The organism is Delftia sp. DT-2, from assembly GCF_028401915.1.
In the GTDB taxonomy this organism is placed as follows: domain Bacteria; phylum Pseudomonadota; class Gammaproteobacteria; order Burkholderiales; family Burkholderiaceae_C; genus Comamonas; species Comamonas tsuruhatensis.
This window is the reverse complement of the sequence record NZ_JAQOTI010000026.1, coordinates 1-22,425: the sequence shown is the minus strand read 5'-3', so window position 1 is coordinate 22,425 and position 22,425 is coordinate 1. Positions and strand designations below refer to the sequence as shown.

Sequence of the window (22,425 nt, the reverse complement as noted above, 5' to 3'; positions counted from 1 at the left end):
ACTGCCCGTGGAGTTGCTGCGGCGCGCGCGCATCTTCGTGGAGTTCACGCCCCAGACGCGCGTGGAAGGCGAGCTGCAGCAGCTGCCCGCCGACGCGCCCGTGACCGAGCTGTGGCAGGTCATCAATGGCCTGGCGCCGGGACGCGGGCACGACACCGAGATCACGCTGTTCGACTCCGTGGGCTTTGCGCTGGAAGACTATTCGGCCCTGCGCTGGTTGCGCGCGCTGGCCCACGACACCGGGCTGATGCAGTCGATCGACCTGGTGCCTTCGCTGGCCGACCCCCGCGACCTGTACCGGCTGGTGCGCGAGGCCGGGCAGGCAGAACGCGGCTTTGGCTGACACGGGGACTGCATACCATGGGTCCCATGAGCATGAACACCCATACGACCCCGCAGACCGCACGCGCCCTGAGACTCATAGGCGTGCCCACCGACATCGGCGCCAGCCGCCTGGGCAGCGCCATGGGCCCCGACGCGCTGCGCGTGGCCGGCCTGGCCCCGGCGCTGCGCCAGCTGGGCTGCCAGGTGCGCGACATCGGCAACCTGGCCGGTCCACCCAATCCCCAGACACCGCCCGAGCAGGGGCTGCGCCACCTCGCACCGGCCCGCGCCTGGATGCAGGCCGTGCACCAGGCCGTGGGCCAGGCGCTGGACGATGGCGAGCTGCCGCTGATGCTGGGCGGCGACCACAGCCTGGCCATGGGCTCGATCAGTGCCGTGGCCGCCCACTGCCGCCGCCTGGGCCGCGCGCTGCGCGTGATCTGGCTGGACGCCCACGCCGACTGCAACACGCCCGATATCTCGCCCAGCGGCAACCTGCACGGCATGCCCGTGGCCAGCCTCTGCGGCCTGGGGCCCGAGCCGCTGACCGCGCTGTCCCAGGGCGGCGATCCGGCGCTGGATGCCGCCTCGCTGTGCCAGATCGGCCTGCGCAGCGTGGATGACCAGGAAAAGCGCCTGCTGCATTCGCTGGACATCGAGGTGTACGACATGCGCGCCATCGACGAGTTGGGCATGCGCGAGGTCATGCGCCGCGCGCTCGACGGCCTCGCCGGCAGCGACACCCACCTGCACCTGAGCTTCGACGTGGACTACCTCGATCCCGACATCGCGCCCGGCACGGGCACGCCCGTGCGCGGCGGCCCCAGCTACCGCGAGGCCCAGCTGTGCATGGAGATGCTGGCCGATACCGGACGCCTGGGCTCGATGGACCTGGTGGAACTGAACCCGGCGCTGGACCTGCGCAACCAGACGGCCGAGCTGGTGGTGGACCTGCTGGAGAGCCTGTTCGGCAAGAGCACGCTGGTGCGGGCCGATCGCTGAGGCCGCTCAGGCTGGCGAGAGCGAAATACGCCAGCCGTCGCCCGTTGCGTCCGTAGCGAAGCGCACAGGCACAAAGCGCTCGATCACCTCGAAATTGCTGCCCGCATGCGGCGTCAGTTCCGTGCAGGTGTAGCTGGCACCGCGCCCGCTGCGCCAGACGGCCAGCGCCAGCGGCAGGGCCCATTGGTCGGCCAGGTACGGGCCCAGCGCGGCCCGGCTGCCCTGGTGGCGGCGCACCTCGCGTGCCAGGTCATGCGCCACCTTTTCGGCGCTGACGCCCTTCATGCCGAACTGCGTGAACACTTCGCTCAGGTGCTCATAGGCCAGCGTGGCCAGCAGCGCGTTGCCCGGCCCCTCGTTCTGGCGCACGGCAGCCACCTGCAACTGCTCGCCAGACCAGCCCAGGGCCTGGCCCAGATGGTCCAGTTCGCGCTGGGCCACCGCGCGTGGCAGCGCGGGCGCAAAGCATTCGGCATGGCTGGCCACGGGTGCGCCGCGTTCGGTGATATCGAAAGGCACCAGCCCATTGGTTGCCGGCGTGATCGTCACATCCATCTCACCGCCACCGGCCGGATAAAAGCCCAGCCGGCGCAGCCGCAGTTCGCAGCGCGCGCCCAGCCTGTGCAGCAGCGGCGCATAGCTGCGCTCCAGGAAATGGAAGGGCGGCGCGGCCGGGTTGTGGGTGCCGCCGCCCAGGGTCAGGCGGCTTTCGCCATTGGCCAGCATCAGCGCGGGCCACAGCGTCTGCAGCAGCAGGGTGCAACTGCCCGCCGAGGCGATCACGAAGCGGTACTCGCCCGCACGCACCGGCCCCGGTGTGAATTGCAGCGTCTGCGAATTCATCTCGGCGCCCTGCATCTGCGCGCCGCAGATTTCGGCGGCGGCATTGACGCAGGCCAGGTGCTGGCGCATCAGGCCCGGCTTGGCGCGCCCGGCACGGATGCGCTGCATGGCAAAGGGCTGACCCGTGCACATGGACAGCGCCAGCGCGCTGCGCAGCATCTGGCCTCCGCCCTCCCCGGCGGAGCCGTCGATCTCGATCACTTTCATTTTTCTCTTTCATTCATTGCCGCCAAAGCGCGCCACGGCATCCCGCAGATAGCGGTCCAGCGGCGCCGCATCGGCCTGGTCCCCCGGATCGGGCGCATGGGCCATGGCATGGGCCAGCTCGCGCTCCAGGAAATCATGGACCCGCACCCGGCGCGGCCCCTTGGCGGCCTCGCCCAGGCGCATCTTGAGCTCCAGCAGCTCGTTGAGCTCGGCCAGCAGGACTGCATCCTCCAGCGTGCCCGCCGCCAGCTGCGCAAAGCGCATGGGCGGCGCACCACGCCCCTCGCGTATCCAGCGCGCGGCCAGCAAGGGGCGCAGCACATAGAAGTATTTCTTGTAGCGCACCACATCACCCTGCAGGTGGGCGCGCAGGTTCTTGCGCGCCATGGCCACGTAGTGGTGGTAGCCGCGCACCGGCGAAAAGCCCTGCTCGGCCAGCAGATGCAGGCGCTCGGCCCAGGGCTGCTCCTGCCGGTAGACCACGGGCGAGCGCAGCCATTCGAGCAGCGTGGGGTTGGAGGCGCGCAGCAGCCCCAGCGCCTTGCGCAGCTCCCAGCCGCTGACATCGAGCTCGCCGCTGAGCGGCTGCTCTATGACATCGCGGCCCGGCGCCACCGTCAGATACCAGGGCAGGCGGTGGACGTAGATGAAGCGCACGTCATAGTCGCTGTCGGGCGAGGCAAAGCCCCAGCCGCGGCTGCCCGACTCGCAGGCAAACAGCACCGTGACCTCGTGCCTGCGCTCCACCTCGGCCAGATTGGCCAGCACCGTGGCGCGCATGGCATCGGAGACCGGATGCGCGCTCAATACCTTCTCTTCCCTCATGCTCTCATCCTGCTTTCTGTTCCGGAGGATGAGAGCCTGGGGCCCTCATCCACTCACCCTTTCACGCACACCACTTGCTTCAGGGTGTGCACCACCTCCACCAGATCCTGCTGCGCGGCCATGACCGCATCGATGTCCTTGTAGGCCATGGGAATCTCGTCCACCACATTGGCATCCTTGCGGCATTCCACGCCCTCGGTGGCCTTGATGTGGTCCTCCACGCTGAACATCTTCTTGGCCTTGGTGCGGCTCATCACGCGGCCCGCACCGTGGCTGCAGCTCTCGAAGCTCTCCGGGTTGCCCAGGCCGCGCACGATATAGCTGCGCGCGCCCATGCTGCCCGGGATGATGCCCAGCTCGCCGCGCCGCGCGCTCACCGCGCCCTTGCGGGTGATGAACACGTCCTGGCCGAAATGGCGCTCCTGCTGCACGTAGTTGTGGTGGCAGTTCACCGCCTCCACATGCGACTCGAAGGGCTTGGCGATCACCTTGCGCACCGTGGCGATGAGGTTGGCCATCATCACCTCGCGGTTGCGCATGGCGAACTTCTGCGCCCAGGACACGCCGCGCACATAGTCGCCAAAGTAGCGGGCCCCTTCCTCGAAATAGGCCAGGTCCTTGTCGGGCAGGTTGCGCTGATGCAGTTCTGCGTCCTTCTTGGCCAGCTCGATGAAATGGGTGCCGATGGCATTGCCCACGCCGCGCGAGCCCGAGTGCAGCATGAACCACACGAAGCCCGCCTCGTCCAGGCAGATCTCGATGAAGTGGTTGCCGCTGCCCAGCGTTCCCAGGTGCTTGCGGTTGTTGGTGTTGGCCAGGCGCGGATGCAGCTCGCACAGCAGGTCGAACTCCTCGGCCAGCGTGGCCCAGACCTGGTCCACCGACACGGGCGGGTTCTCCCAGCTGCCGGGATCGCGGCCCCGGTGGCGCGGCACCGAGCCATGCGGCACGGCCTGCTCTATGGCCGAGCGCAGCGGGCCCAGGTTGTCGGGCAGGTCCTCGGCGCGCAGCGTGGTCTTGGCAGCCATCATTCCGCAGCCGATGTCCACGCCCACGGCCGCCGGGATGATGGCCTTGATGGTCGGGATCACCGAGCCCACGGTGGCGCCTATGCCCAGGTGCACATCGGGCATGGCCGCGACATGCTTGAACACCACGGGCAGGCGCGCGGCGTTCTCCAGCTGCTTGCGCGCCTCGTCCTCGACGGGCACGCCCTTGGTCCACATCTTGATGGGGACGCCGCCCTCGACATCATGCTGTTGGTAGTTGTTCATGGTGCTGTTCTCTTTCATGTCTTTGTTCTTGGTTGAATCGTGTTTCCGCCTCAAGTGGCCATGGCGTCGAATACCGCGCCTATGCGCTCATCCAGCGGGTAGCACTGGTGGTCGCGCTTGCCTGAAGGCAGCCAGGAGCTGGCCGGGCCGCGCTCGGCCAGTTGCAGCAGCTTTTCTGCCCAATGCTTCTTGGTGCCTGCCTGCGAGAGCCACTGCTCCATCGTTGCACGGTAGCCATTGCGATCGGATGCGAAGGCATTGCTGATGCAGTTCCCACCCCAGATGAATTCGTAGAAGCATGCATCGACAAAATGCAGCGTGGCGCTCTCGCTGTCACAGGTCAGCCAGTGGTCCAGCAGGGGCTGGAGCGGCACACCGGCGTAGTCCCACATGAGCAAAAAGGAGAAGGCCTCTTCGCCCTGGAAAACGCTGGTGTCCGGCTCAGCCCACTGCTCCAGCCCCAAGGCAAAGAAGGCACGAGCAAAGGCTTGCAACGCCGCGCTTTCCTGCGATGAAAAGGAGCCGGGCTCGCAACGACCAAGGCGGTCCAGATACAACTCGGTGGAGTGGTGCAGCCTTGCGCCCTGCGCCAGCAGTTCCAACATTCTTGGCGCCAGGTACTTGATCTCATCCGCAGGCTGGACCACGCTTTTGGCAGCGTCGTTGTATTGGTAGAAATGGTGCTCGGTCAGGCTGCGCAGGGGCAGTCGACGCATCTCGCGCTCCAGGTCTGCATCCATGCAGCATGTGACGCAAGCGTCCAGCGCTACCGACGGCGACCTGTATCCAGCAAAGCTCTGGTAGAGCGCCTGTGATGCAGCAGCCAGGGCGTCTGTACGCTCCTGTATTTGCGCTGCAGGCGATTGCATCCTTTTCGATGTCATCTTCTTGTCCATGGTGTCTCTCCTTCAAGGGCAGGCATGAAGCAACCGGCACCGCCGGCGACTCCACGCCCGCCTCATCGCGTGATCAACGCATCTTCACCAGCCCGTTGAGCACCTGATCCAGCCCGCCGAACACGGAGATCTTGTCGATGCGCTCGGCCACGCGTTCCAGCGTCTCCAGCTCCTTCATGCGCAGGGCCACGGGGTTGTCCTCCATGACCTTGGCGGTGTTGAGCAGCGAGCGCGTGGCCGCCGTTTCCTCGCGGCGGCGGATCACGTTGGCCTGGGCCTGCTTTTCGGCCTGCACCACCTGGGTCAGGATGGCCTTCATCTCGCCTGGCAGCACGATGTCCTTCACGCCCACGCTCTCCACCACCATGCCGAAGGGCTGCAGCTTGGCCGCCATGTGCGCGGTCACCACGTCGTCGATCACCGTCTTGTTCTCCAGCAGCTCATCGAGCGTGCGGGTGCCCACGGCGGCGCGCAGCGCGAACTGCAGCTCCCGGTACAGGTGCTCGGCGGGCTTTTGCAGCTGGGCAAAGGCGCGCAGAACGTCGGTGTGGCGATAGGTGGCGCTCAGGTTCAGGCGCAGGCTCACCTTGTCGCGGGTCATGATGTCCTGGCCCGAGACCTCGACGGCCTGCAGGCGCAGGTCCACCAGCTCCACGGCATTGCTGCGGCCGAACTTCCAGAACGCATGGCTGCCGGCCTGCAGCAGGCGGTCCACCTTGCCGTCGATGGTCAGCAGCGCGCACTGGCCTGCGGGCACCTGCACCTGCAGCACGCCGTTGAGGCCGGACACGCTGCGCTGGCGCAGCTGCGTCTGGGTCAGGCGCGCCGCCAGGGCGGCGGGCAGCTCGGCGCCGCCCTGCAGGTCGACCACCTGCACGCTCACATCCACCAGTCCCTTCCAGTACAGGCGGCGCGTGCCGGGCGGCAGGATCTCGACCAGCACGCCGTTTTCGCTACGCAGGCCCGCCTCGGTTTCGGACAGTTCCACGCGCAGGAATTCGGCGGCCACCACGGCGGGCTCCTGCGCCATCAGGTAGTCGGCCAGGCCGTGCGTGAAGGCGGGCTGCTCCAGGGCAAAGGTTTCCACGCGCAGCTGGTCGGTGCCGGCAAACAGCCAGTGCCGGCCGCTGTGCAGCACGCGCTCGAAATCGCCATTGCGCAGCAGCAGGGCGCGTTCGTTCTTCTTGATGGTGATGCGTTGGATCTTCAGCATTTCTTCTTCTCCTCGTTCGGCGTCTTCGCCGCAATCAATAGGGGTGCCGTTACAGCAGCGGCGGGGTTCCAGGGGGCACGGCCCGGGCCTTGCAGTGCGCCGTGGCGGCAACCCTGGAAACAGGTTGCAGCGTGGCTGGCTGCGGGCGCGGACCGTGCCGGGACCTGGCACAGCCGCCGCTGCTGACGGGGGGCGGCCTGGGGCTGCATCGCAACCCGGTGGCCACCTCCCGCGTTCGGCGGGTGGTCTTTCGACCGTTTCAATAGCCCGGCCTTGCGGCCGGAAGAGTGGGCAGGAATCGAACCTGCGACAGTCCTCTTGCGAGGGTGCTCTACCAGACTGAGCTACCAGTGGCTGGCAAGCCTGGAGTCGAACCAGGCGTCCCTTGCGGGACGGTTTCCACAACCTTGCCGTTACCCAGCGCCTGCGGCGTGCGGCATGCGGGAAATCGACAGGCCCCTGGGGGCCCGGACTTCCCGCACCGGCGGGGCGGGCGTTTGCCCCAACCCCGGCCTGTGAGCGGTCACCGCCTGCACTGGATGCCTTGCTTATTGCGAGATGCGTGCCAGCCTGGCATCCGGTGCCAAAAAATTCTTCAACCCATTGATTTATTTGGATAAATATCAAATCACACTTTCCTTGATTTCTTCTTCAATCCAAAGAAACTAGAATTTCAGCTATCCAACTAGACAAACACATGGAAAAGAAAAAGGTCGTCATCGGCTTTCTGGGTACGCAGCTGGACTCCGGCAGGGGCGCGGGGCGCTGGGAAAAATGGCGGCCGACCCTCTCCCTCATGCAGCACGAGGATCTGGTGGTGGAGCGGCTGGAGCTGCTCTACACGCCGCCCCATCTGGCCCTGGCGCAGCTGCTGCACGGCGACATCGCTACGGCATCGCCCGAGACCCGGGTGAACCTCGTGCCCATGGACATTGCCGATCCCTGGGATTTCGGCGAGGTCTATGCGCGGCTGTTCGACTGGACGCAGGCCTATCGCTTCGACCCCGAGCGCGAGGAGTACTGGACCCACATCACCACGGGCACGCACGTGGCACAGATCTGCCTGTTCCTGCTGGTGGAGTCGCGCCGCATTCCCGGCGTGCTGGCCCAGACTTCGCCGCCCCGGCGCCAGCGCATGGGTGACCCGGGCAGCTATGCGCTGATCGACCTGGACCTGTCGCGCTACGACGTGATCGCCCAGCGCTTCGGCGCCGAGCAGAGCGAGGCCGTGCAATTTCTCAAGAGCGGTATCGCCACGCGCAATGCCGGGTTCAACGCGCTGATCGACGAGATCGAGCGCGTGGCCGTGCGCTCGCGCGCGCCCATCCTGCTCACGGGTCCCACGGGTGCGGGCAAATCGCATCTGGCGCGGCGCATGTACGAGTTGAAGAAGGCCAGGCACCAGGTGCAGGGCGAGTTCGTCGAGGTCAATTGCGCCACGCTGCGCGGCGATGGCGCGGCCTCGGTGCTGTTCGGCCACAAGAAGGGCGCGTTCACGGGCGCTGCGGCCGACCGCGCCGGCCTGCTGCGCAGCGCGCACCAGGGCGTGCTGTTCCTGGACGAAATCGGCGAGCTGGGCCTGGACGAACAGGCCATGCTGCTCAAGGCGGTGGAGGAAAAGCGCTTCTATCCCATGGGCAGCGACCGCGAGGTCAGCAGCGACTTCCAGCTGGTCGCCGGCACGCACCGCGACCTGCGCATCGACGTGGCGCAGGGGCGCTTTCGCGAGGATCTGTTCGCGCGCATCAACCTGTGGTCCTACGCGCTGCCGGGCCTGGCCGGGCGCCCCGAGGACATAGAACCCAACATGGACCACCTGCTCGCGCGCTCGGCCGACGAGACCGGCCAGATGGTGCGCTTCAACGTGGAGGCCCGCGAGCGCTATCTGCGCTTTGCGCGCTCGCCCGAGGCGCTGTGGAGCGGCAACTTCCGCGACCTGTCGGCCAGCATGACGCGCCTGGCCACGCTGGCTGACGGAGGGCGCATCTCCACGGCCCTGGTCGATGCCGAGATCCAGCGCATGCAGTGGCTGTGGCAACGGGGCGAGGCAGCGCAGCCCGCCCCCGCCGGCGCCGGCTGCGGCCTTGATGCGCTGTTGCCCGCCGATAGGCTGGAGCAGATGGATCTGTTCGACCGCATGCAGCTCGAAGCGGTGCTGCGCGTGTGCAGGCAATCGCCCTCGCTGTCCGATGCGGGGCGCCGCCTGTTCGACCAGTCACGCACCCAGCGCAGCGTGGTCAACGATGCCGACCGCCTGCGCAAGTACCTGCTGAAATTCGGCCTCAAATGGGATGACGTGGCCGGCCGCGCGCCTGCGGCCTGAGAGCGTGCGCGCCCTGCGCGGCTACAGGGCCTTGCGCAGCGTGGTCGGGGGGATCTTGAGCAGTTCGCGGTACTTGGCCACGGTGCGCCGTGCGCATTCGATGCCCTGCTCCTTGAGCATGTCGGCGAGCTGGTTGTCCGACAGCGGCTTCCTGGGGTCCTCGGCTGCGACGAACTGCTTGATGAGCGCGCGCACGGCCGTGCTCGACGCGTTGCCGCCCGCCTCGGTGCCCAGCCCCGAGCCGAAGAAATACTTGAGTTCGTAGGTGCCCTGCGGCGTGGCCATGTACTTGGCCGTGGTCACGCGGCTGATGGTGGACTCATGCAGGCCCAGCGCATCGGCAATGTCGCGCAGCACCAGCGGGCGCATGGCCAGCTCGCCATGCACGAAGAAGTTCTTCTGGCGCTCCACGATGGCCTGCGACACGCGCAGGATGGTGTCGAAGCGCTGCTGGATGTTCTTGATGAACCAGCGCGCCTCCTGCAGCCGCTGCTGCAACGCCGCATGGCCTTCGCTGCCCCGATGGCTGCGCAGCGCGCTGGCATAGATGTCGTGCACGCGCAGCTTGGGCATGACATCGGGGTTGAGTTGCACGCTGAACTCCATGCGTCCCGCACCCATGCGCACCGGGCGCACGATGACATCGGGCACGACGATCTGGCGCTGCACGTCGGCAAAGCGCCGGCCCGGGCGCGGCTCCAGCCGGGCGATCAGGACCATCGCCTCGCGCAGCCGCTCCTCGCGCGCGCCGCACAGGCTGGCGAGCTTGCGCAGGTCACGCCGCGCCAGCAGGTCCATGGGCTGGGCGCAGATGTCCAGCGCGGTGCGCAGCACGGCCTGCCGATCTTCGTCCTCGGCACTGCCGTCGCCTTCGCGCTCGGCATCGGCCAGCTGGTCGCGCAGCTGCAGCGTCAGGCATTCGGCCAGGTCGCGCGCGCCCACGCCCACCGGCTCCAGGCTTTGCAACAGGCGCAGCGCCACGGTGAAGCGGTGCACCAGTTCCTCGCACTCCTCCAGGTCGTCGCCCGCCAGGCCCTGTGCCAGCTCGTCGAGCGGGTCTTCCAGGTAGCCGTCGTCGTTGAGGTTCTCGATCAGAAAGCGCAGCGCGGCGCGGTCCACCTCGCCCAGGCGCAGGCTCAGGGCCTGGCGGTGCAGGTGGTCGGTCAGGCTTTCTGCGCTGCGTGCCAGCTCGGTGGCATCGGTCTCGTCATCGTCACCCTGGCCGCGCGTGCGGCTGGAAGGCGCATCGCTGCCCCAGTCGCGGTCGTCGTTGCCCGAGTTGGTCTGGCCATCGCCTTCCCAGCTCAGGGACTCGGCCGTGCCGGAGGTCTCGACGGCATCGCCGGAGGATGTGTCCGACGGCGCCTCCCATTCCACCGCAGCCGATGGCTGGTCCGCACGGCTTTCCTGGAAGGAGTCCGCGGCGTCGGCGCCGGGCGCCGCAGGCTCCGGGGCGCTGCTTGCCGCTTCGTGGTCGCCGTCGTCGTTCGCCAGCTCCAGGAAGGGGTTGTCGCCCAGCATCTGCTCCACTTCCTGCGCCAGCTCCAGCGTGGACAGCTGCAGCAGCTGTATCGACTGCTGCAGTTGCGGGGTGAGCGAAAGATGCTGGGAGACGCGCAGCGACAGTCCGGGCTTCAAGCGGCAGCTCCTTCGCGCAGGCAATCTCGCAGACGGGCCAGGCAGGGCATGGCGCTACATCCGGAAGTGTTCGCCGAGGTAGACGCGCCGCACTTCGGCGTTGTCCACGATCTCCTCGGGTGTGCCTTGGGCCAGCACATGGCCGTCGCTGATGATGAAGGCATGGTCGCAGATGCCCAGCGTCTCGCGCACGTTGTGGTCGGTGATGAGCACGCCGATGCCGCGCGCCTTGAGAAAGCCGATGATGCGCTGGATCTCGATCACGGCGATGGGGTCGATGCCGGCGAAGGGCTCGTCCAGCAGGATGAAACGCGGCTGCGTGGCCAGCGCACGTGCAATCTCGACGCGGCGGCGTTCGCCGCCCGACAGCGCCAGCGCGGGCGATGCGCGCAGATGGTCCACGCGCAGTTCCTGCAGCAGCGCCGTCAGGCGCTCCTCGATGACGCTGCGCGCCAGCGGCCGGCCCTGCTCATCCCTTTGCAGCTCCAGCACGGCGCGCACGTTGTCCTCGACGCTGAGCTTGCGAAAGATCGATGCCTCTTGCGGCAGGTAGGACAGGCCCAGGCGCGAGCGCTGGTGGATGGGCATGTTGCCCACGGCCTGTCCGTCGATGAAGATGTCGCCACCGTCGCTGCGCACCAGACCCACGATCATGTAGAACGAGGTGGTCTTGCCCGCGCCGTTGGGGCCCAGCAGGCCCACGACCTCGCCCTTCTTGACGGACAGCGACACATCCTTGACCACCTTGCGGCTGCCGTAGGACTTGGCCAGATGGCGCGCCTGCAGGCTGCTGCCCTGTTCGGCGCGTGGGGAGGAAGCGTGGGCAGCGGGGGCTGAGGCCTCGGTACTCATCGCTTGGTACCACCAAGGCTGTCCAGGGTGTTGCTGGGCTGCAGGGATGTGCCCGGCGCGCCTGCGGCGGGAGCGCGCGGCTGCGAGCCCGGTGTGCCCTCCTTGGGCGCCAGCACGGCGCGCACGCGCCCGCCCTGGCCGGCGGTGGAGCTGGGCTGGCCGCCGCTGGTCTTTTGCCCATCGACGGTGAACACGTCGGTGAGGTTGTTGTAGACGATGATGGAGCCCGTGATCTCGTCGCTGAGCTGGCCGCCGCGATAGCGCCGCAGTTCGCCGCGGCGGATGAACTTCACAAGATCGGCCTTGCCGTCGTATTCGATGACCTCGCCTTCGCCTTCCACGAATTCCTCGGGCTGGCCGGGAACGGTGTCGCGCTTTTGGCGGAAGAAGGCGCGCTTGCCCGCTTCGGCCGTGACCACGCCGTACTGAAAGCCTTCGGGGTCCTGGCGCACATCGAGCTGGGCACCGCGCAGCACGATGGTGCCCTTGGTCATCACCACGTTGCCGGTGAAGACGCTGGTCTGCTTGAGTTCGTCATGGCGCAGCGCGTCAGCCTCGATGTTCATGGGCTTGGTGCTGTCGGCCTTTTCGGCCTGGGCCAAACCGGCGAAAGCCGCCAGGGCGGCTGCGAGCAGGAGGGGGGAAAGTCGTTGTTTCATGGAGGGCACGCTTCTTGCATCCATTGTAGGGGGTGTCGCGCGCAACCGTTCCTGGCGTCTTTCAAGCCGGGGGGCAAAGCGCTGACACGAAGGCACAAAAAGAGGTTTCCAAAAGCGACAGGCCCGCTCAATGGCGGGCCTGTCACGGGTGGTCTGGGCCGAGGCCCCTACCTCAGCCCTTGCGGCTGGTGGCGATCAGCTGATCGACCACGCGCAGCACATTGGTCATGTTCCCGGCCTTGGTGCCATCGGTGTAGTAGCGGCCCGCCACGCCCATGGCCGGCACGCCTTCCACGTCATAGTCCTGCTGCAGCTGGGTGGCCTTGCGCACCTGATTGGAGACCGTGAAGGAGTTGTAGACCTCCTTGAACTTGGCCACGTCCACGCCCTGCTTGCCCACCCAGGCGAAGATCTCGTCGTCCTTGGCCAGGCGGTTGCGTTCCACATGGATGGCGTGGAAGGCGCGCGCATGCATGGTGTCCAGCAGGTTCATGCCTTCAAAGGCGTAGTACAGCTTTTGCTGGGGCACGAAGCTGGCGTTGAAGGCCACGGGCACGCGGTGCACGACCACGTCGGCCGGCGCCTGGTTCTTCCAGGCGGCAAAGGTGGGCTCGAATGCATTGCAGTGCGGGCAGCTGTACCAGAAGAACTCGACCACCTCGACCTTGCCGGCGCCGGCGCTGGTGGGTGCGGGCTTGGCCAGCTTGATGTAGTCCTTGCCCTCCTTGGGCGCTGCCGCCTGGGCCTGTGCGGCGGAGGTGCCCAGCGTCAGCGCGCTGGCAGCGGCTGCCGAGGCAGCCAGGGAAAAGTCGCGGCGATTCATCAAAACAAACTCCTCGTTCAATGCTGCAGATTAGGAGGCTGGGGTTTGCCAAAAAGTTCAGCGCTCTTGCTCAACGCTGTTTCAGCGTGCGGCGCGCACCAGCGTGGACTCGACCCCGGCGCCATCGAGCTTTTGCTTGAGTTGCTCGGCATCGTCGCGCTTGGTGAACGGACCCACGCGCACGCGGAAGATGGTGATGCCGTTTTGCTCTCGCTCGCTCACGCGCGCCTCCCATCCCAGCATGGCCAGCTTGGCCCGCTGCGCATCGGCATCGCCCTGGCTGCGGAAGGCGCCGGCCTGCACGAAATAGTTGAAGGCAGCCTCGGCCTTTTCTGCCTTTTCCGCCTTCTCGGCGGCGGCGGAGCGCGACTTGACCAGGTCACCCAGCGGATCGGCCGAGCTCTTGCCATCGGCCTTGGTTTCGGGCTTGGCAGGCGGCTTGGCCGGGTCCACGGGCGCGGGTGGCGGAGTCACGCCTCCTGCCACGGCGGGCGGGGTGGGGGCGGTTGGTGCGGTGCTGCCAGGGAGGCTGGGCGTGACGGCGGCCGGTGGTGGCGGCGCCGGGTTCTTGCCCTGCAGCGGCGCGTTGGGGTCCCAGTTCTTGTTGCGCTGGGCCTCGGCCGCGTCCTGGTCGGCCGTCTTGCCGCCCTTGGAGAGAAAGGGCACGGGCACCTTGGTCACATAGACGGCGACGGCCAGGGCTGCTGCCAGCCCGACGATCATGCCGATGATGAGACCGATGACGGTGCCCCCACGTTGCTGTGTCTTCATAGATCGCTTGTCGCTCGAAGTTACATGCGTTGCGGGGCCGAGACGCCCAGCACTGCCAGGCCATTGTGCAATACCTGGCGCGTGGCCGAGATCAGCGCCAGGCGGGCGAGCTTGACCTTTTCGTCGTCCACCAGGATGCGTTCCGCGTCGTAGTAGCTGTGGTACAGCGAGGCCAGTTCACGCAGGTAGAAGGTCACGTCGTGCGGCGCATTGCCTTCTGCGGCCGAGGTCAGCATGGCCGGGTACTTGGCCAACTGCAGCATCAGCGCCTGGGCCTGCGGGCCTTCCAGCGCCGACAGGTCCACGTCCTTGAGCGTGGCCGCGTCACCACCCCAGGCGGCCAGCACCGAGCAGATGCGCGCATGGGCGTACTGCACGTAGTACACGGGGTTGTCGTTGTTCTGGGCCACGGCCAGGTCCACGTCGAAGGTGTACTCGGTGTCGGGCTTGCGGGACAGCAGGAAGAAACGCACCGCGTCCTTGCTGGTCCATTCGATCAGGTCGCGCAGCGTGACGTAGGAGCCGGCGCGCTTGCTGATCTTGACTTCCTCGCCGCCGCGCACCACGCGCACCATGGTGTGCAGCACATAGTCGGGATAGCCGGCAGGAATGCCCACGTCGGCGGCCTGCAGGCCGGCGCGCACGCGCGCGATGGTGCCGTGGTGGTCCGTGCCCTGGATGTTGACGACCTTGGAGTAGCCGCGCTTGAATTTCTGGATGTGGTAGGCGACATCGGGCACGAAGTACGTGTAGTTGCCGTCCTGCTTGCGCATCACGCGGTCCTTGTCGTCACCGTAGTCGGTGGACTTGAGCCAGAGCGCGCCGTCGAGTTCGTAGGTATGTCCGCCCGCAATCAGGCGCTGCACCGCGTCCTCGACATGGCCGTTGGTGTAGAGGCTGGATTCGAGGTAGTACTCGTCAAAGTGCAGGTTGAAGGCCTGCAGGTCCTTGTCCTGCTCGTTGCGCAGATAGGCGACGGCGAACTGGCGGATGTTGTCGTAGTCCTCGACATCGCCGTTGGCCGTGAATTCGCGGTCATCGGCCTTGACGGTCTTGCAGGCCTTGAAGTCGTCGGCGATGTCCTGGATGTAGGAGCCGTTGTAGAAGGCCTTGCTTGCCGGATTCTCAGGATCGATGGGCCAGCATTCGTCACCGGGCTTGAAGCCCTTGGCACGCAGCTGCGTGCTCTTGGTCAGCGTGTCGATCTGCACGCCCGCGTCGTTGTAGTAGAACTCGCGGTGCACGCCCCAGCCCTGGGTGGCATAGAGGTTGCAGATGGCATCGCCCAGCGCGGCCTGGCGGCCATGGCCCACGTGCAGCGGGCCGGTGGGGTTGGCGGAGACGAACTCAACCAGCATCTTGGCGCCACGGTCGGCCAGCCAGCCGAACTTCTCGGCCTGCTCCAGCACTTCGCGGATGATTTGCTGCTTGGCGGCGGGCTTGAGGCGGATGTTCAGAAAGCCGGGGCCGGCGATCTCGATGGCATCGACCCAACGCTGGAAGGACGGCGTGGCCTCCAGCGCAGCCTTGAGCTGCTCGCCCAGCGAACGCGGGTTGAGCTTGAGCGGCTTGGCCAGCTGCATGGCGGCCGTGCAGGCGAAATCGCCATGCGCAGCCACCTTGGGGGATTCAAAAGCGGCACGGGCACCGGCGCCGGGCGACAAAGTTTCAAGCTCGCCGGCCAGAGCCGCGAGCAGTTCCTGTTTGACGGAGAGCATCGGCGGATTCTACGTGGCAGGCCCGCCCCATGCCGCCAGACAGGAAAACCGGGCCTACATGCCCCGCGCCCAGAACACCGCCACCACCGCGATCACAGGCACCACATGCGCCTGCCACATCACCCAGCGGCGCGTGCTGGCCACCTCGGCCGGCTGGGGCAGGCCCTGGCCGGCATCCAGCGCGCGGCGCCAGCGCCGGAAGGCCAGCGTGGGCTTGATCGACAGCAGCGCACCGACGACAAACAAAGTCATCTTCAGATGAAACAGTGGCTGCGAGACGTACCAGGACATGCCCTTGACGCCCCACACCAGACGGGCGATGCCGGTGAGCACCAGGAAGACCACGGCAAGGCCATAGATCATGTCCAGCCGCGCCAGGCGCTGCACCACGGCGGCGTTCATCCACTCGCTGCGGCACAGCGCCGCCTGGCTGGACAGGAACACCACGAAGGTGAGGATGGCCAGCAGGTGGAGGCTGGCCAGGATGGCTTCTATCGTCATGGGGAATCCGTATAGAAATTGGGCCTCTTGGGCCAAGCGTCCATTACGCCAGAAACGGGGACTGCCATCGTGATGTCCGAGGCAATCGGTAGACCACTGCGGTCCTCCCGTCGCGCCGGCTCTTGCGTCGTTACTTCGGCAGTTCCGCGCGCAACCAGTCATCCAGCAGCGTCTTCTCGTAGCGCAGGGGATCGTTGGGATACAGGTCGGGGCGCATCATGAAGGCCGCATCGCGCAGTTGGCGGCTGCCCTCGCGCAGCAGCTTTCCGTCGGCATCCAGCAGCTTGAAACGCAGGTCGATGCGCGGCGGATAGATATCGCGGACGATGCGCACATCGGCGGCCTGGGGTCCGCGCCAGGGCTCGAAACTGCCGGCACGCTGCACATCGGTGAGGTGGACTTCCAGCCGCTGCCCCTGGGGCAGCCTGGGCGCGGCCCGTTCGGCCAAGAACTGGGCCAGTGCGTCCACCCAGGCACGGCGCGCCTTGTCGGTCTCCCCGGGACCGCTGCGCGAGGCGTCGAAGCGCGAAGGGTCGTCAAAGGTGACGCTCACGATGCCCGCAGGCACCGCCCCCTGGCGGGCCCCTGCGGCCCTGCCCTGCTCCGGCCCCTGGACGGCACAGCCCGCCACCATCCCCAGGCAGGCGGCGCCCAGCGCCATGCACATCCAGCGCCGCCTTGCGGGGGGCGCGGCCTGCGTTGCGGATATCGCTTTCTTCGCGATCGACACTGCCATGCTCATTCCTCCTTGCTGGGCGGCCCGCTCAGGCCGCGTGGGTTCGACGCCAGAATTCCGGCTGCTCGTAATGGTGCTTGAGATAGTCGATCCACAGCCGCACGCGCAGCGGCATGTGCTTGCGCTGGAGAAAGACCACGAAGATGCCGTTCGGTGGGGCCGCAAATTCCTCCAGCACCGCCACCAGGCGCCCGGCGGCGATCTCGGCCTCCACCTCCCAGGTGCTGCGCCAGGCAATGCCCCAGCCGCCCAGGCACCAGTCGTGCAGCACCTGGCCGTCGGAGCAGTCCAGCGGACCGCCCGGCTTGAAATGCACGACTTCGCTGGTACCGCTGTCCGGGTGCGGAATGCGGAAGGCCCAGCCGCGCGTCTGCGAGGCATCGCTGGACAGCGTCAGGCAGTCATGCTGGGTCAGCTCGCTGGGGTGGCGCGGCGTGCCGCGGCGCTCCAGATAGGAGGGCGTGGCCACGCACTGGCGCCGGTTGTCGGCGATGCGCACGCTGACCAGGGCCGAGTCGGGCAGGTCGCCTACCCGCACCGCGCAGTCAAAGCCCTCACCGGCCAGATCGACCACGCGGTCGCTCAGATTCAGGGAAATCGTCACATCGGGGTGCAGGTCCCGAAAACGCGGCACCAGAGGCGCCACATGCCGCCGACCAAAGCCTGCCGGCGCCGTGATGCGCAGATGTCCTGTGGCCTTGACCCCGCCCGCACTGACGCTGGCCTCGGCGTTGGACACATCGGACAAGAGGCGTTGGCAATCCTCGAGAAAAGCGCTGCCCTCGTGCGTGAGCGAGATGCGGCGTGTGGTCCGCACCATGAGCTTGACGCCCAGGTGCTCTTCCAAGGCATCCAGCCGCCGCCCCATGATGGCTGGCGCCACGCCTTCCGCCTTGGCCGCTGCCGTGAGGCTGCCGCGCGTGGCCACCGATACGAATGACTCGAATGCCTTGAGCTTGTCCATGACTGCTGTCCGTTTCTTTTCCGTGTTCTTGTGGGGCATGCGCATGCATGCCTGTCTCCTGGGGTCCGCCTTTTTGCGCAGTAGGCACTGGCTGTCTGCCATTTGCCCTTCGCACCGGGCTGCATGCCAATTTCCGATGGTTTTGGCAGGCGCATAACCTTCCCACATTTTTGCGTAAAAGTCACGAGTTTTAAGATTTATGGTCTATTTATGTACGCAAATAAATCTAATAAAGTATTCCTTATAGTCAGGCCCGTAAAGGGTCCAGGCCAGTCTTTCCATCCATCCAACCGGGGTTCCCACCATGACCGATCGCACCCAAGCCCACAGCCTGCAGGTGGCCACAGAGCTGCACCGCTTCATCAATGAACAAGTGCTCCCGGGCACGGGTGTCGCGCCCGAGGCATTCTGGAAAGGCTTCGACGAGATCGTCAACGACCTCGCCCCCCGCAATGCCGCCCTGCTGGCCGAACGCGACCGCCTGCAGGCCGAGCTGGACACCTGGCACAAGGCCCATCCCGGCCCCATCACCGACATGGCCGGCTACCAGCAGTTCCTGACGCAGATCGGCTATCTGGTCGAGCAGCCCAAGGATGCCAAGGCGACTACCACCAACGTGGATGCGGAACTGGCCATCCAGGCCGGCCCCCAGCTGGTCGTGCCCATTCTCAATGCCCGCTATGCGCTCAACGCCGCCAACGCGCGCTGGGGTTCGCTGTATGACGCGCTGTACGGCACGGATGCCATCGGCGAGGACGGCGGCGCGGAAAAGGGCAAGGGCTACAACCCCGTTCGCGGCGCCAAGGTCATCGCCTTCGCACGCGACTTCCTGGACCAGGCCGCCCCGCTGGCCTCGGGCTCGCACAAGGATTCCGCCGGCTACCGCGTGGAAGGCGGCCAGCTGGTCGTCGCGCTCAAGAACGGCGGCACCACGGGCCTGAAGAACACCGCCCAGTTTGTGGGCTACCAGGGTGATGCCGCAGCGCCCTCTTCCGTGCTGCTGCTCAACAACGGCCTGCATATCGACATCCGCATCGACAAGACCACGGCCATCGGCCAGACCGATGCCGCCGGCGTGGCCGACGTGGTGGTCGAGGCGGCCCTGTCCACCATCCTGGACCTGGAAGACTCCGTGGCGGCCGTGGATGCCGAGGACAAGGTGGTGGGCTATGCCAACTGGCTGGGCATCCTCAAGGGCACGCTGACCGAGACCTTCGACAAGGGCGGAAAGAGCATGACGCGCGGCCTGAATGCAGACCGCGAGTACACCGGCGCCGACGGCAAGCCCGTCAGGCTGCATGGCCGTTCGCTGATGTTCGTTCGCAACGTCGGCCACCTGATGACCAACCCGGCCATCCTCTGGGGCAACGGCAAGGAAATCCCCGAAGGCATCCTGGACGCCATGGTCACCACGGCCATCGCCGTCCATGACATCAAGGGTCTGGGCGCCAACGGCATCCGCAACTCGCGCACGGGCAGCGTCTACATCGTCAAGCCCAAGATGCACGGCCCTGCGGAAGCCGCCTTCGCCAGCGAGCTGTTCGGCCGCGTGGAAAAGGTGCTCGGCCTGCCCGAGAACACCGTCAAGCTGGGCATCATGGACGAGGAGCGCCGCACCAGCGTCAACCTCAAGGCCTGCATCGCCGCCGCCGCATCGCGCGTGGCCTTCATCAACACCGGCTTCCTGGACCGCACGGGCGACGAAATGCACACCGCCATGTATGCCGGCCCCATGGTCCGCAAGGCCGACATGAAGGGAAGCGCCTGGCTGGCCGCCTATGAGCGCAGCAACGTGCTCGTGGGCCTGGGCCTGGGCCTGCGCGGCAAGGCGCAGATCGGCAAGGGCATGTGGGCCATGCCCGACCTGATGAAGGCCATGCTGGAGCAAAAGATCGGCCACCCCAAGGCCGGCGCCAATACCGCCTGGGTGCCCTCGCCCACGGCCGCCACGCTGCACGCCCTGCACTACCACCAGGTCAACGTGGCCGAAGTGCAAAAGCAGCTGGAGCAGACCAATGCCGACGCCGAGCGCGCCAACATCCTGGCCGACCTGCTGCAGGTGCCTGTGGTCAAGGAAGACAAGTGGAGCGCCGCCGAAAAGCAGCAGGAGCTGGACAACAACGTTCAGGGCATCCTGGGCTATGTGGTTCGCTGGGTGGACCAGGGCGTGGGCTGCTCCAAGGTGCCCGACATCCACAACGTGGGCCTGATGGAAGACCGCGCCACGCTGCGCATCTCCAGCCAGCACATCGCCAACTGGCTTCAGCACGGCATCGTGACCGAGGCGCAGGTGCGCGAGACCTTCGAGCGCATGGCCGCCGTGGTCGACCAGCAGAACGCGGGCGATGCGCTGTACAAGCCCATGGCCGGCCACTTCGACACCTCGATGGCCTACCAGGCTGCCTGTGACCTGGTCTTCAAGGGCAAGGAGCAACCCAGCGGCTACACCGAGCCCCTGCTGCATGCCTGGCGCCTGAAGGTCAAGGCCGCCGCCTGACGCGGGCGGCGCCCGGCGCTTGAAAAAGCACCCAGGCTTGCCTGAGGTGCTTTTTTCATGGACCTACACTCAGAACCACGATGAGTGCCCCTCCCCCCGATGCCAGCCTGTGTCCGCTGTGCGGCCGCAGCAATCAGTGCGCCATTCTTGCGGGCGTTGATCCGCTGAACTGCTGGTGCATGGACACGCCGGTGGCACCCGATGCATTGGCCCGCATTCCGGAGCCCCTGCGCAACAAGGCCTGCCTGTGCCCCGCCTGCGCACTTGGCACCGACAAGCCTCGACCGCCCGCGTCGGCCGATATGATGTCGCCGATCCAACCCCCTAGAACTTGATCCCTGAGGAGATTGACATGCCCACGTACCACGTCGAAATGATGGAAGGCCGCACCGTCGAACAAAAGCGCAAGCTGGTCGAAGAGATCACGCGCGTCTCGGTCGAAGTCCTCGGCGGCTCGCCCGAATCGGTGGACATCCTGATCACCGACATCAAGCGCGAAAACTGGGCCACGGGCGGCAAGCTCTGGTCCGAACGCAGCTGAGGACTTTTCCTCCAACGCATGCAAAAGGCAGCTTCGGCTGCCTTTTTCCATGAAGCTGCAGCTTTACTTGCGCATTTCTCCAAGTGCCTGCAGCGCACTGGCAGCCACGGTCCACGGCACAGGATGGGAGTCTCTGGCCTGCCAGTACCTGGCAACCCCATCCATGGAAACCTGGGTCAAAACCACCTGGGCGGCGCCGGCCGCATAGGCTTGAAAAGCGGCATCGGTCATCCGTGCCTGGTAGCCAGAGAGATCGCCTCTACGGAAAAGCGCCCATGCGCCTTCGACACACTGCAGCTGCAGGCGCAGATGTGCATCGCCAGGCAGCAACGCTTGCATGAACAGATCGCGCGTGGCTTCATACGTTGTGGGAGCAGCACACAGCAGTGCAATGCGTGACTGGGGATCTCTCTGCAAGGCAGCGGCCACCTTGCGGGCCAGCATGCCATCGGCACGCCAGACCTTGCCACTGCGGCAATCCGCCACGGCCGGGCCCAGGGTCGAGCAGGTCAGCAGCACGGCATCGATATCGGCAGGGTCTGCCAGCGCATCAAGCTGCCCTGCTGTTTTCCGCCGAAGCGCCGCATCCATGCCGCCAGCAGCCTCCGCCTCCAACAACAGTTCCTCATGCACCTGATGAACGATTGAGTGGGCCGGCCAGCCCAGTTCGGCAGCAGCCTGCTTGAAGATCACGGCGTTGCTGTGCGCCGTATGCAGACAGAGGATGGGCATGGGTTTCTTCCGTTTTTTTGCCGTTGCACCGCATTGTGCTTGCAGCTGCTGCGCCAGGCGTTAGGCTATGGCTTGAACTACGCAAACAACGATACCGCCATGTGCCAGCTGCTTGGAATGAACTGCAACACGCCCACCGACGTGCGCTTCAGCTTCTCGGGGTTCACCCAGCGGGCGGGCAATACCGGCGACCATACGGACGGCTGGGGCATCGCCTTCTTCGAGGACAAGGGCCTGCGCCACTTCGTGGGCTATGAGCGCGCCATCGACTCACCCATCGCCAAGCTGATACGCGAGTACCCGATCAAGAGCCGCAACGTCATCGCCCACATCCGCAAGGCCACGCAGGGCGCGGTAAGCCTGCAGAACTGCCACCCCTTCGTGCGTGAACTGTGGGGCCGCAACTGGGTCTTCGCTCACAACGGAGATCTCAAGGGCTTCGCTCCCAAACTGCATGCCCACTTCCATCCAGTAGGCAACACCGACAGCGAGCAGGCCTTCTGCTGGATTCTCCAGGAGCTGTGGAAGTCGCATGCCGGCCTGCCCAGCGTGCAGGAACTCACCCACACGCTGCGCGAGCTGGCCAGGCGCATCTCGCCGCATGGAACCTTCAATTTCCTGCTGTCCAACGGCGAAGCGCTGTGGGCCCATGCCACCACGCACCTGTGCTATATCGAACGACGCCACCCCTTTGCCCAGGCCCATCTGTCGGATGAAGACCTGGCCGTGGACTTCGCCCGGGAAACCACACCCCAGGACCGCGTGGCCATCATCGTCACGGCGCCATTGACCAAGAATGAGACCTGGACCTCAATCCAGTCGGGCGAACTCAAGGTCTTTGTACAGGGCGAATGCCTGCCGCTTTGAACCATTGCGCATTCAGGAATAAAAAGAGAGCGCGTCAGCGCTCTCTTTTTTTGGGTTGTCCGTTTTGGCTGTTCAGCCTGTTTCCCCGTTTCCTGCACCCCAATGCAAAAAACCCCGTAGCTTTGGGCTACGGGGTTTCTTGGGCTGTAAGAGCCTGACGATGACCTACTTTCACACGGGAACCCGCACTATCATCGGCGCAAAGTCGTTTCACTGTCC

The 22,425-nt window shown here is 66.2% G+C and carries 21 protein-coding genes and 1 pseudogene; 7 read left to right on the top strand and 15 right to left on the bottom strand.

Translation table 11 applies throughout. The features are described from left to right. Window positions 1–343, top strand: a pseudogene (locus PO605_RS29345) (ornithine cyclodeaminase); the annotation flags it as partial. Between the two features lie 17 nt (window positions 344–360). Then, the gene (rocF, locus tag PO605_RS29340; protein WP_074924234.1) at window positions 361–1,326 is read left to right on the top strand and encodes an arginase; all 966 of its coding nucleotides are present in this window, start codon (window positions 361–363) and stop codon (window positions 1,324–1,326) included. A gap of 6 nt (window positions 1,327–1,332) precedes the next feature. Here rocF and rtcA read toward each other — a convergent pair whose 3' ends face one another. From rtcA to PO605_RS29315, 5 genes are all read right to left on the bottom strand, one after another. Then, window positions 1,333–2,376 (bottom strand): RNA 3'-terminal phosphate cyclase, encoded by a 1,044-nt coding sequence (rtcA, locus tag PO605_RS29335; RefSeq protein WP_047469902.1) that lies wholly within the window; start codon window positions 2,374–2,376, stop codon window positions 1,333–1,335. Between the two features lie 9 nt (window positions 2,377–2,385). Beyond that, window positions 2,386–3,201, bottom strand: coding sequence for a nucleotidyltransferase domain-containing protein (locus tag PO605_RS29330; protein ID WP_047469905.1), 816 nt, complete (start codon window positions 3,199–3,201; stop codon window positions 2,386–2,388). Between the two features lie 53 nt (window positions 3,202–3,254). After that, a complete protein-coding gene (locus PO605_RS29325) occupies window positions 3,255–4,493 on the bottom strand; it encodes an RtcB family protein (RefSeq protein WP_034367706.1) in 1,239 nt (412 codons plus the stop codon). A 32-nt stretch (window positions 4,494–4,525) separates the two neighbouring features. Continuing rightward, window positions 4,526–5,191: a hypothetical protein gene (locus PO605_RS29320; protein WP_231574358.1), complete on the bottom strand. Its 666-nt coding sequence runs from the start codon at window positions 5,189–5,191 to the stop codon at window positions 4,526–4,528. A gap of 253 nt (window positions 5,192–5,444) precedes the next feature. Continuing rightward, window positions 5,445–6,584 (bottom strand): slipin family protein, encoded by a 1,140-nt coding sequence (locus PO605_RS29315; RefSeq protein WP_047469913.1) that lies wholly within the window; start codon window positions 6,582–6,584, stop codon window positions 5,445–5,447. Between the two features lie 697 nt (window positions 6,585–7,281). Between PO605_RS29315 and rtcR the strand changes: the two genes are divergently transcribed. Then, window positions 7,282–8,907 carry an RNA repair transcriptional activator RtcR gene (rtcR, locus tag PO605_RS29310; protein WP_047469916.1) on the top strand — a complete coding sequence of 542 codons (1,626 nt, stop codon included), beginning with the start codon at window positions 7,282–7,284 and terminating at the stop codon, window positions 8,905–8,907. 21 nt (window positions 8,908–8,928) lie between these two features. On the opposite strand, the gene PO605_RS29305 is transcribed toward rtcR, so the two are convergent. From PO605_RS29305 to PO605_RS29265, 9 genes are all read right to left on the bottom strand, one after another. Next, window positions 8,929–10,545 carry an RNA polymerase factor sigma-54 gene (locus PO605_RS29305; RefSeq protein WP_016454603.1) on the bottom strand — a complete coding sequence of 539 codons (1,617 nt, stop codon included), beginning with the start codon at window positions 10,543–10,545 and terminating at the stop codon, window positions 8,929–8,931. 54 nt (window positions 10,546–10,599) lie between these two features. After that, window positions 10,600–11,397 (bottom strand): LPS export ABC transporter ATP-binding protein, encoded by a 798-nt coding sequence (gene lptB / locus PO605_RS29300; protein WP_016450697.1) that lies wholly within the window; start codon window positions 11,395–11,397, stop codon window positions 10,600–10,602. Continuing rightward, the gene (gene lptA, locus PO605_RS29295; RefSeq protein ID WP_016454602.1) at window positions 11,394–12,056 is read right to left on the bottom strand and encodes a lipopolysaccharide transport periplasmic protein LptA; all 663 of its coding nucleotides are present in this window, start codon (window positions 12,054–12,056) and stop codon (window positions 11,394–11,396) included. Before lptA ends, lptB begins: the two co-directional genes overlap by 4 nt. 172 nt (window positions 12,057–12,228) lie before the next feature. Further along, window positions 12,229–12,879: a thiol:disulfide interchange protein DsbA/DsbL gene (locus PO605_RS29290; protein WP_016450695.1), complete on the bottom strand. Its 651-nt coding sequence runs from the start codon at window positions 12,877–12,879 to the stop codon at window positions 12,229–12,231. Between the two features lie 81 nt (window positions 12,880–12,960). Beyond that, window positions 12,961–13,650, bottom strand: a complete 690-nt coding sequence (locus PO605_RS29285) for an SPOR domain-containing protein (RefSeq protein ID WP_047470092.1) — start codon at window positions 13,648–13,650, stop codon at window positions 12,961–12,963. A 20-nt stretch (window positions 13,651–13,670) separates the two neighbouring features. Then, window positions 13,671–15,368: an arginine--tRNA ligase gene (gene argS, locus PO605_RS29280; protein ID WP_047470096.1), complete on the bottom strand. Its 1,698-nt coding sequence runs from the start codon at window positions 15,366–15,368 to the stop codon at window positions 13,671–13,673. A 54-nt stretch (window positions 15,369–15,422) separates the two neighbouring features. Next, window positions 15,423–15,869, bottom strand: a complete 447-nt coding sequence (locus PO605_RS29275) for a DUF2214 family protein (RefSeq protein WP_012202600.1) — start codon at window positions 15,867–15,869, stop codon at window positions 15,423–15,425. A gap of 130 nt (window positions 15,870–15,999) precedes the next feature. Next, window positions 16,000–16,605 carry a DUF3016 domain-containing protein gene (locus PO605_RS29270; protein WP_047470105.1) on the bottom strand — a complete coding sequence of 202 codons (606 nt, stop codon included), beginning with the start codon at window positions 16,603–16,605 and terminating at the stop codon, window positions 16,000–16,002. 28 nt (window positions 16,606–16,633) lie between these two features. Next, window positions 16,634–17,569 carry a LysR family transcriptional regulator gene (locus PO605_RS29265; protein ID WP_272207284.1) on the bottom strand — a complete coding sequence of 312 codons (936 nt, stop codon included), beginning with the start codon at window positions 17,567–17,569 and terminating at the stop codon, window positions 16,634–16,636. 304 nt (window positions 17,570–17,873) lie between these two features. Between PO605_RS29265 and PO605_RS29260 the strand changes: the two genes are divergently transcribed. From PO605_RS29260 to PO605_RS29250, 3 genes are all read left to right on the top strand, one after another. Further along, window positions 17,874–20,066 (top strand): malate synthase G, encoded by a 2,193-nt coding sequence (locus PO605_RS29260; protein ID WP_016450689.1) that lies wholly within the window; start codon window positions 17,874–17,876, stop codon window positions 20,064–20,066. Between the two features lie 80 nt (window positions 20,067–20,146). Beyond that, entirely contained in the window at window positions 20,147–20,401 is a 255-nt protein-coding gene (locus PO605_RS29255) for a cysteine-rich CWC family protein (protein WP_082001497.1), read from the top strand. 17 nt (window positions 20,402–20,418) lie between these two features. Further along, window positions 20,419–20,607, top strand: a complete 189-nt coding sequence (locus PO605_RS29250; RefSeq protein ID WP_012202595.1) for a 4-oxalocrotonate tautomerase — start codon at window positions 20,419–20,421, stop codon at window positions 20,605–20,607. A 63-nt stretch (window positions 20,608–20,670) separates the two neighbouring features. Here PO605_RS29250 and PO605_RS29245 read toward each other — a convergent pair whose 3' ends face one another. Then, complete coding sequence (locus tag PO605_RS29245) at window positions 20,671–21,300, bottom strand: hypothetical protein (protein WP_231574362.1); 630 nt, start codon at window positions 21,298–21,300, stop codon at window positions 20,671–20,673. A 138-nt stretch (window positions 21,301–21,438) separates the two neighbouring features. Here PO605_RS29245 and PO605_RS29240 point away from each other — a divergent pair, with 138 nt between their 5' ends. Further along, window positions 21,439–22,206 (top strand): class II glutamine amidotransferase, encoded by a 768-nt coding sequence (locus PO605_RS29240; protein WP_026062477.1) that lies wholly within the window; start codon window positions 21,439–21,441, stop codon window positions 22,204–22,206. Window positions 22,207–22,425: the final 219 nt, after the last annotated feature.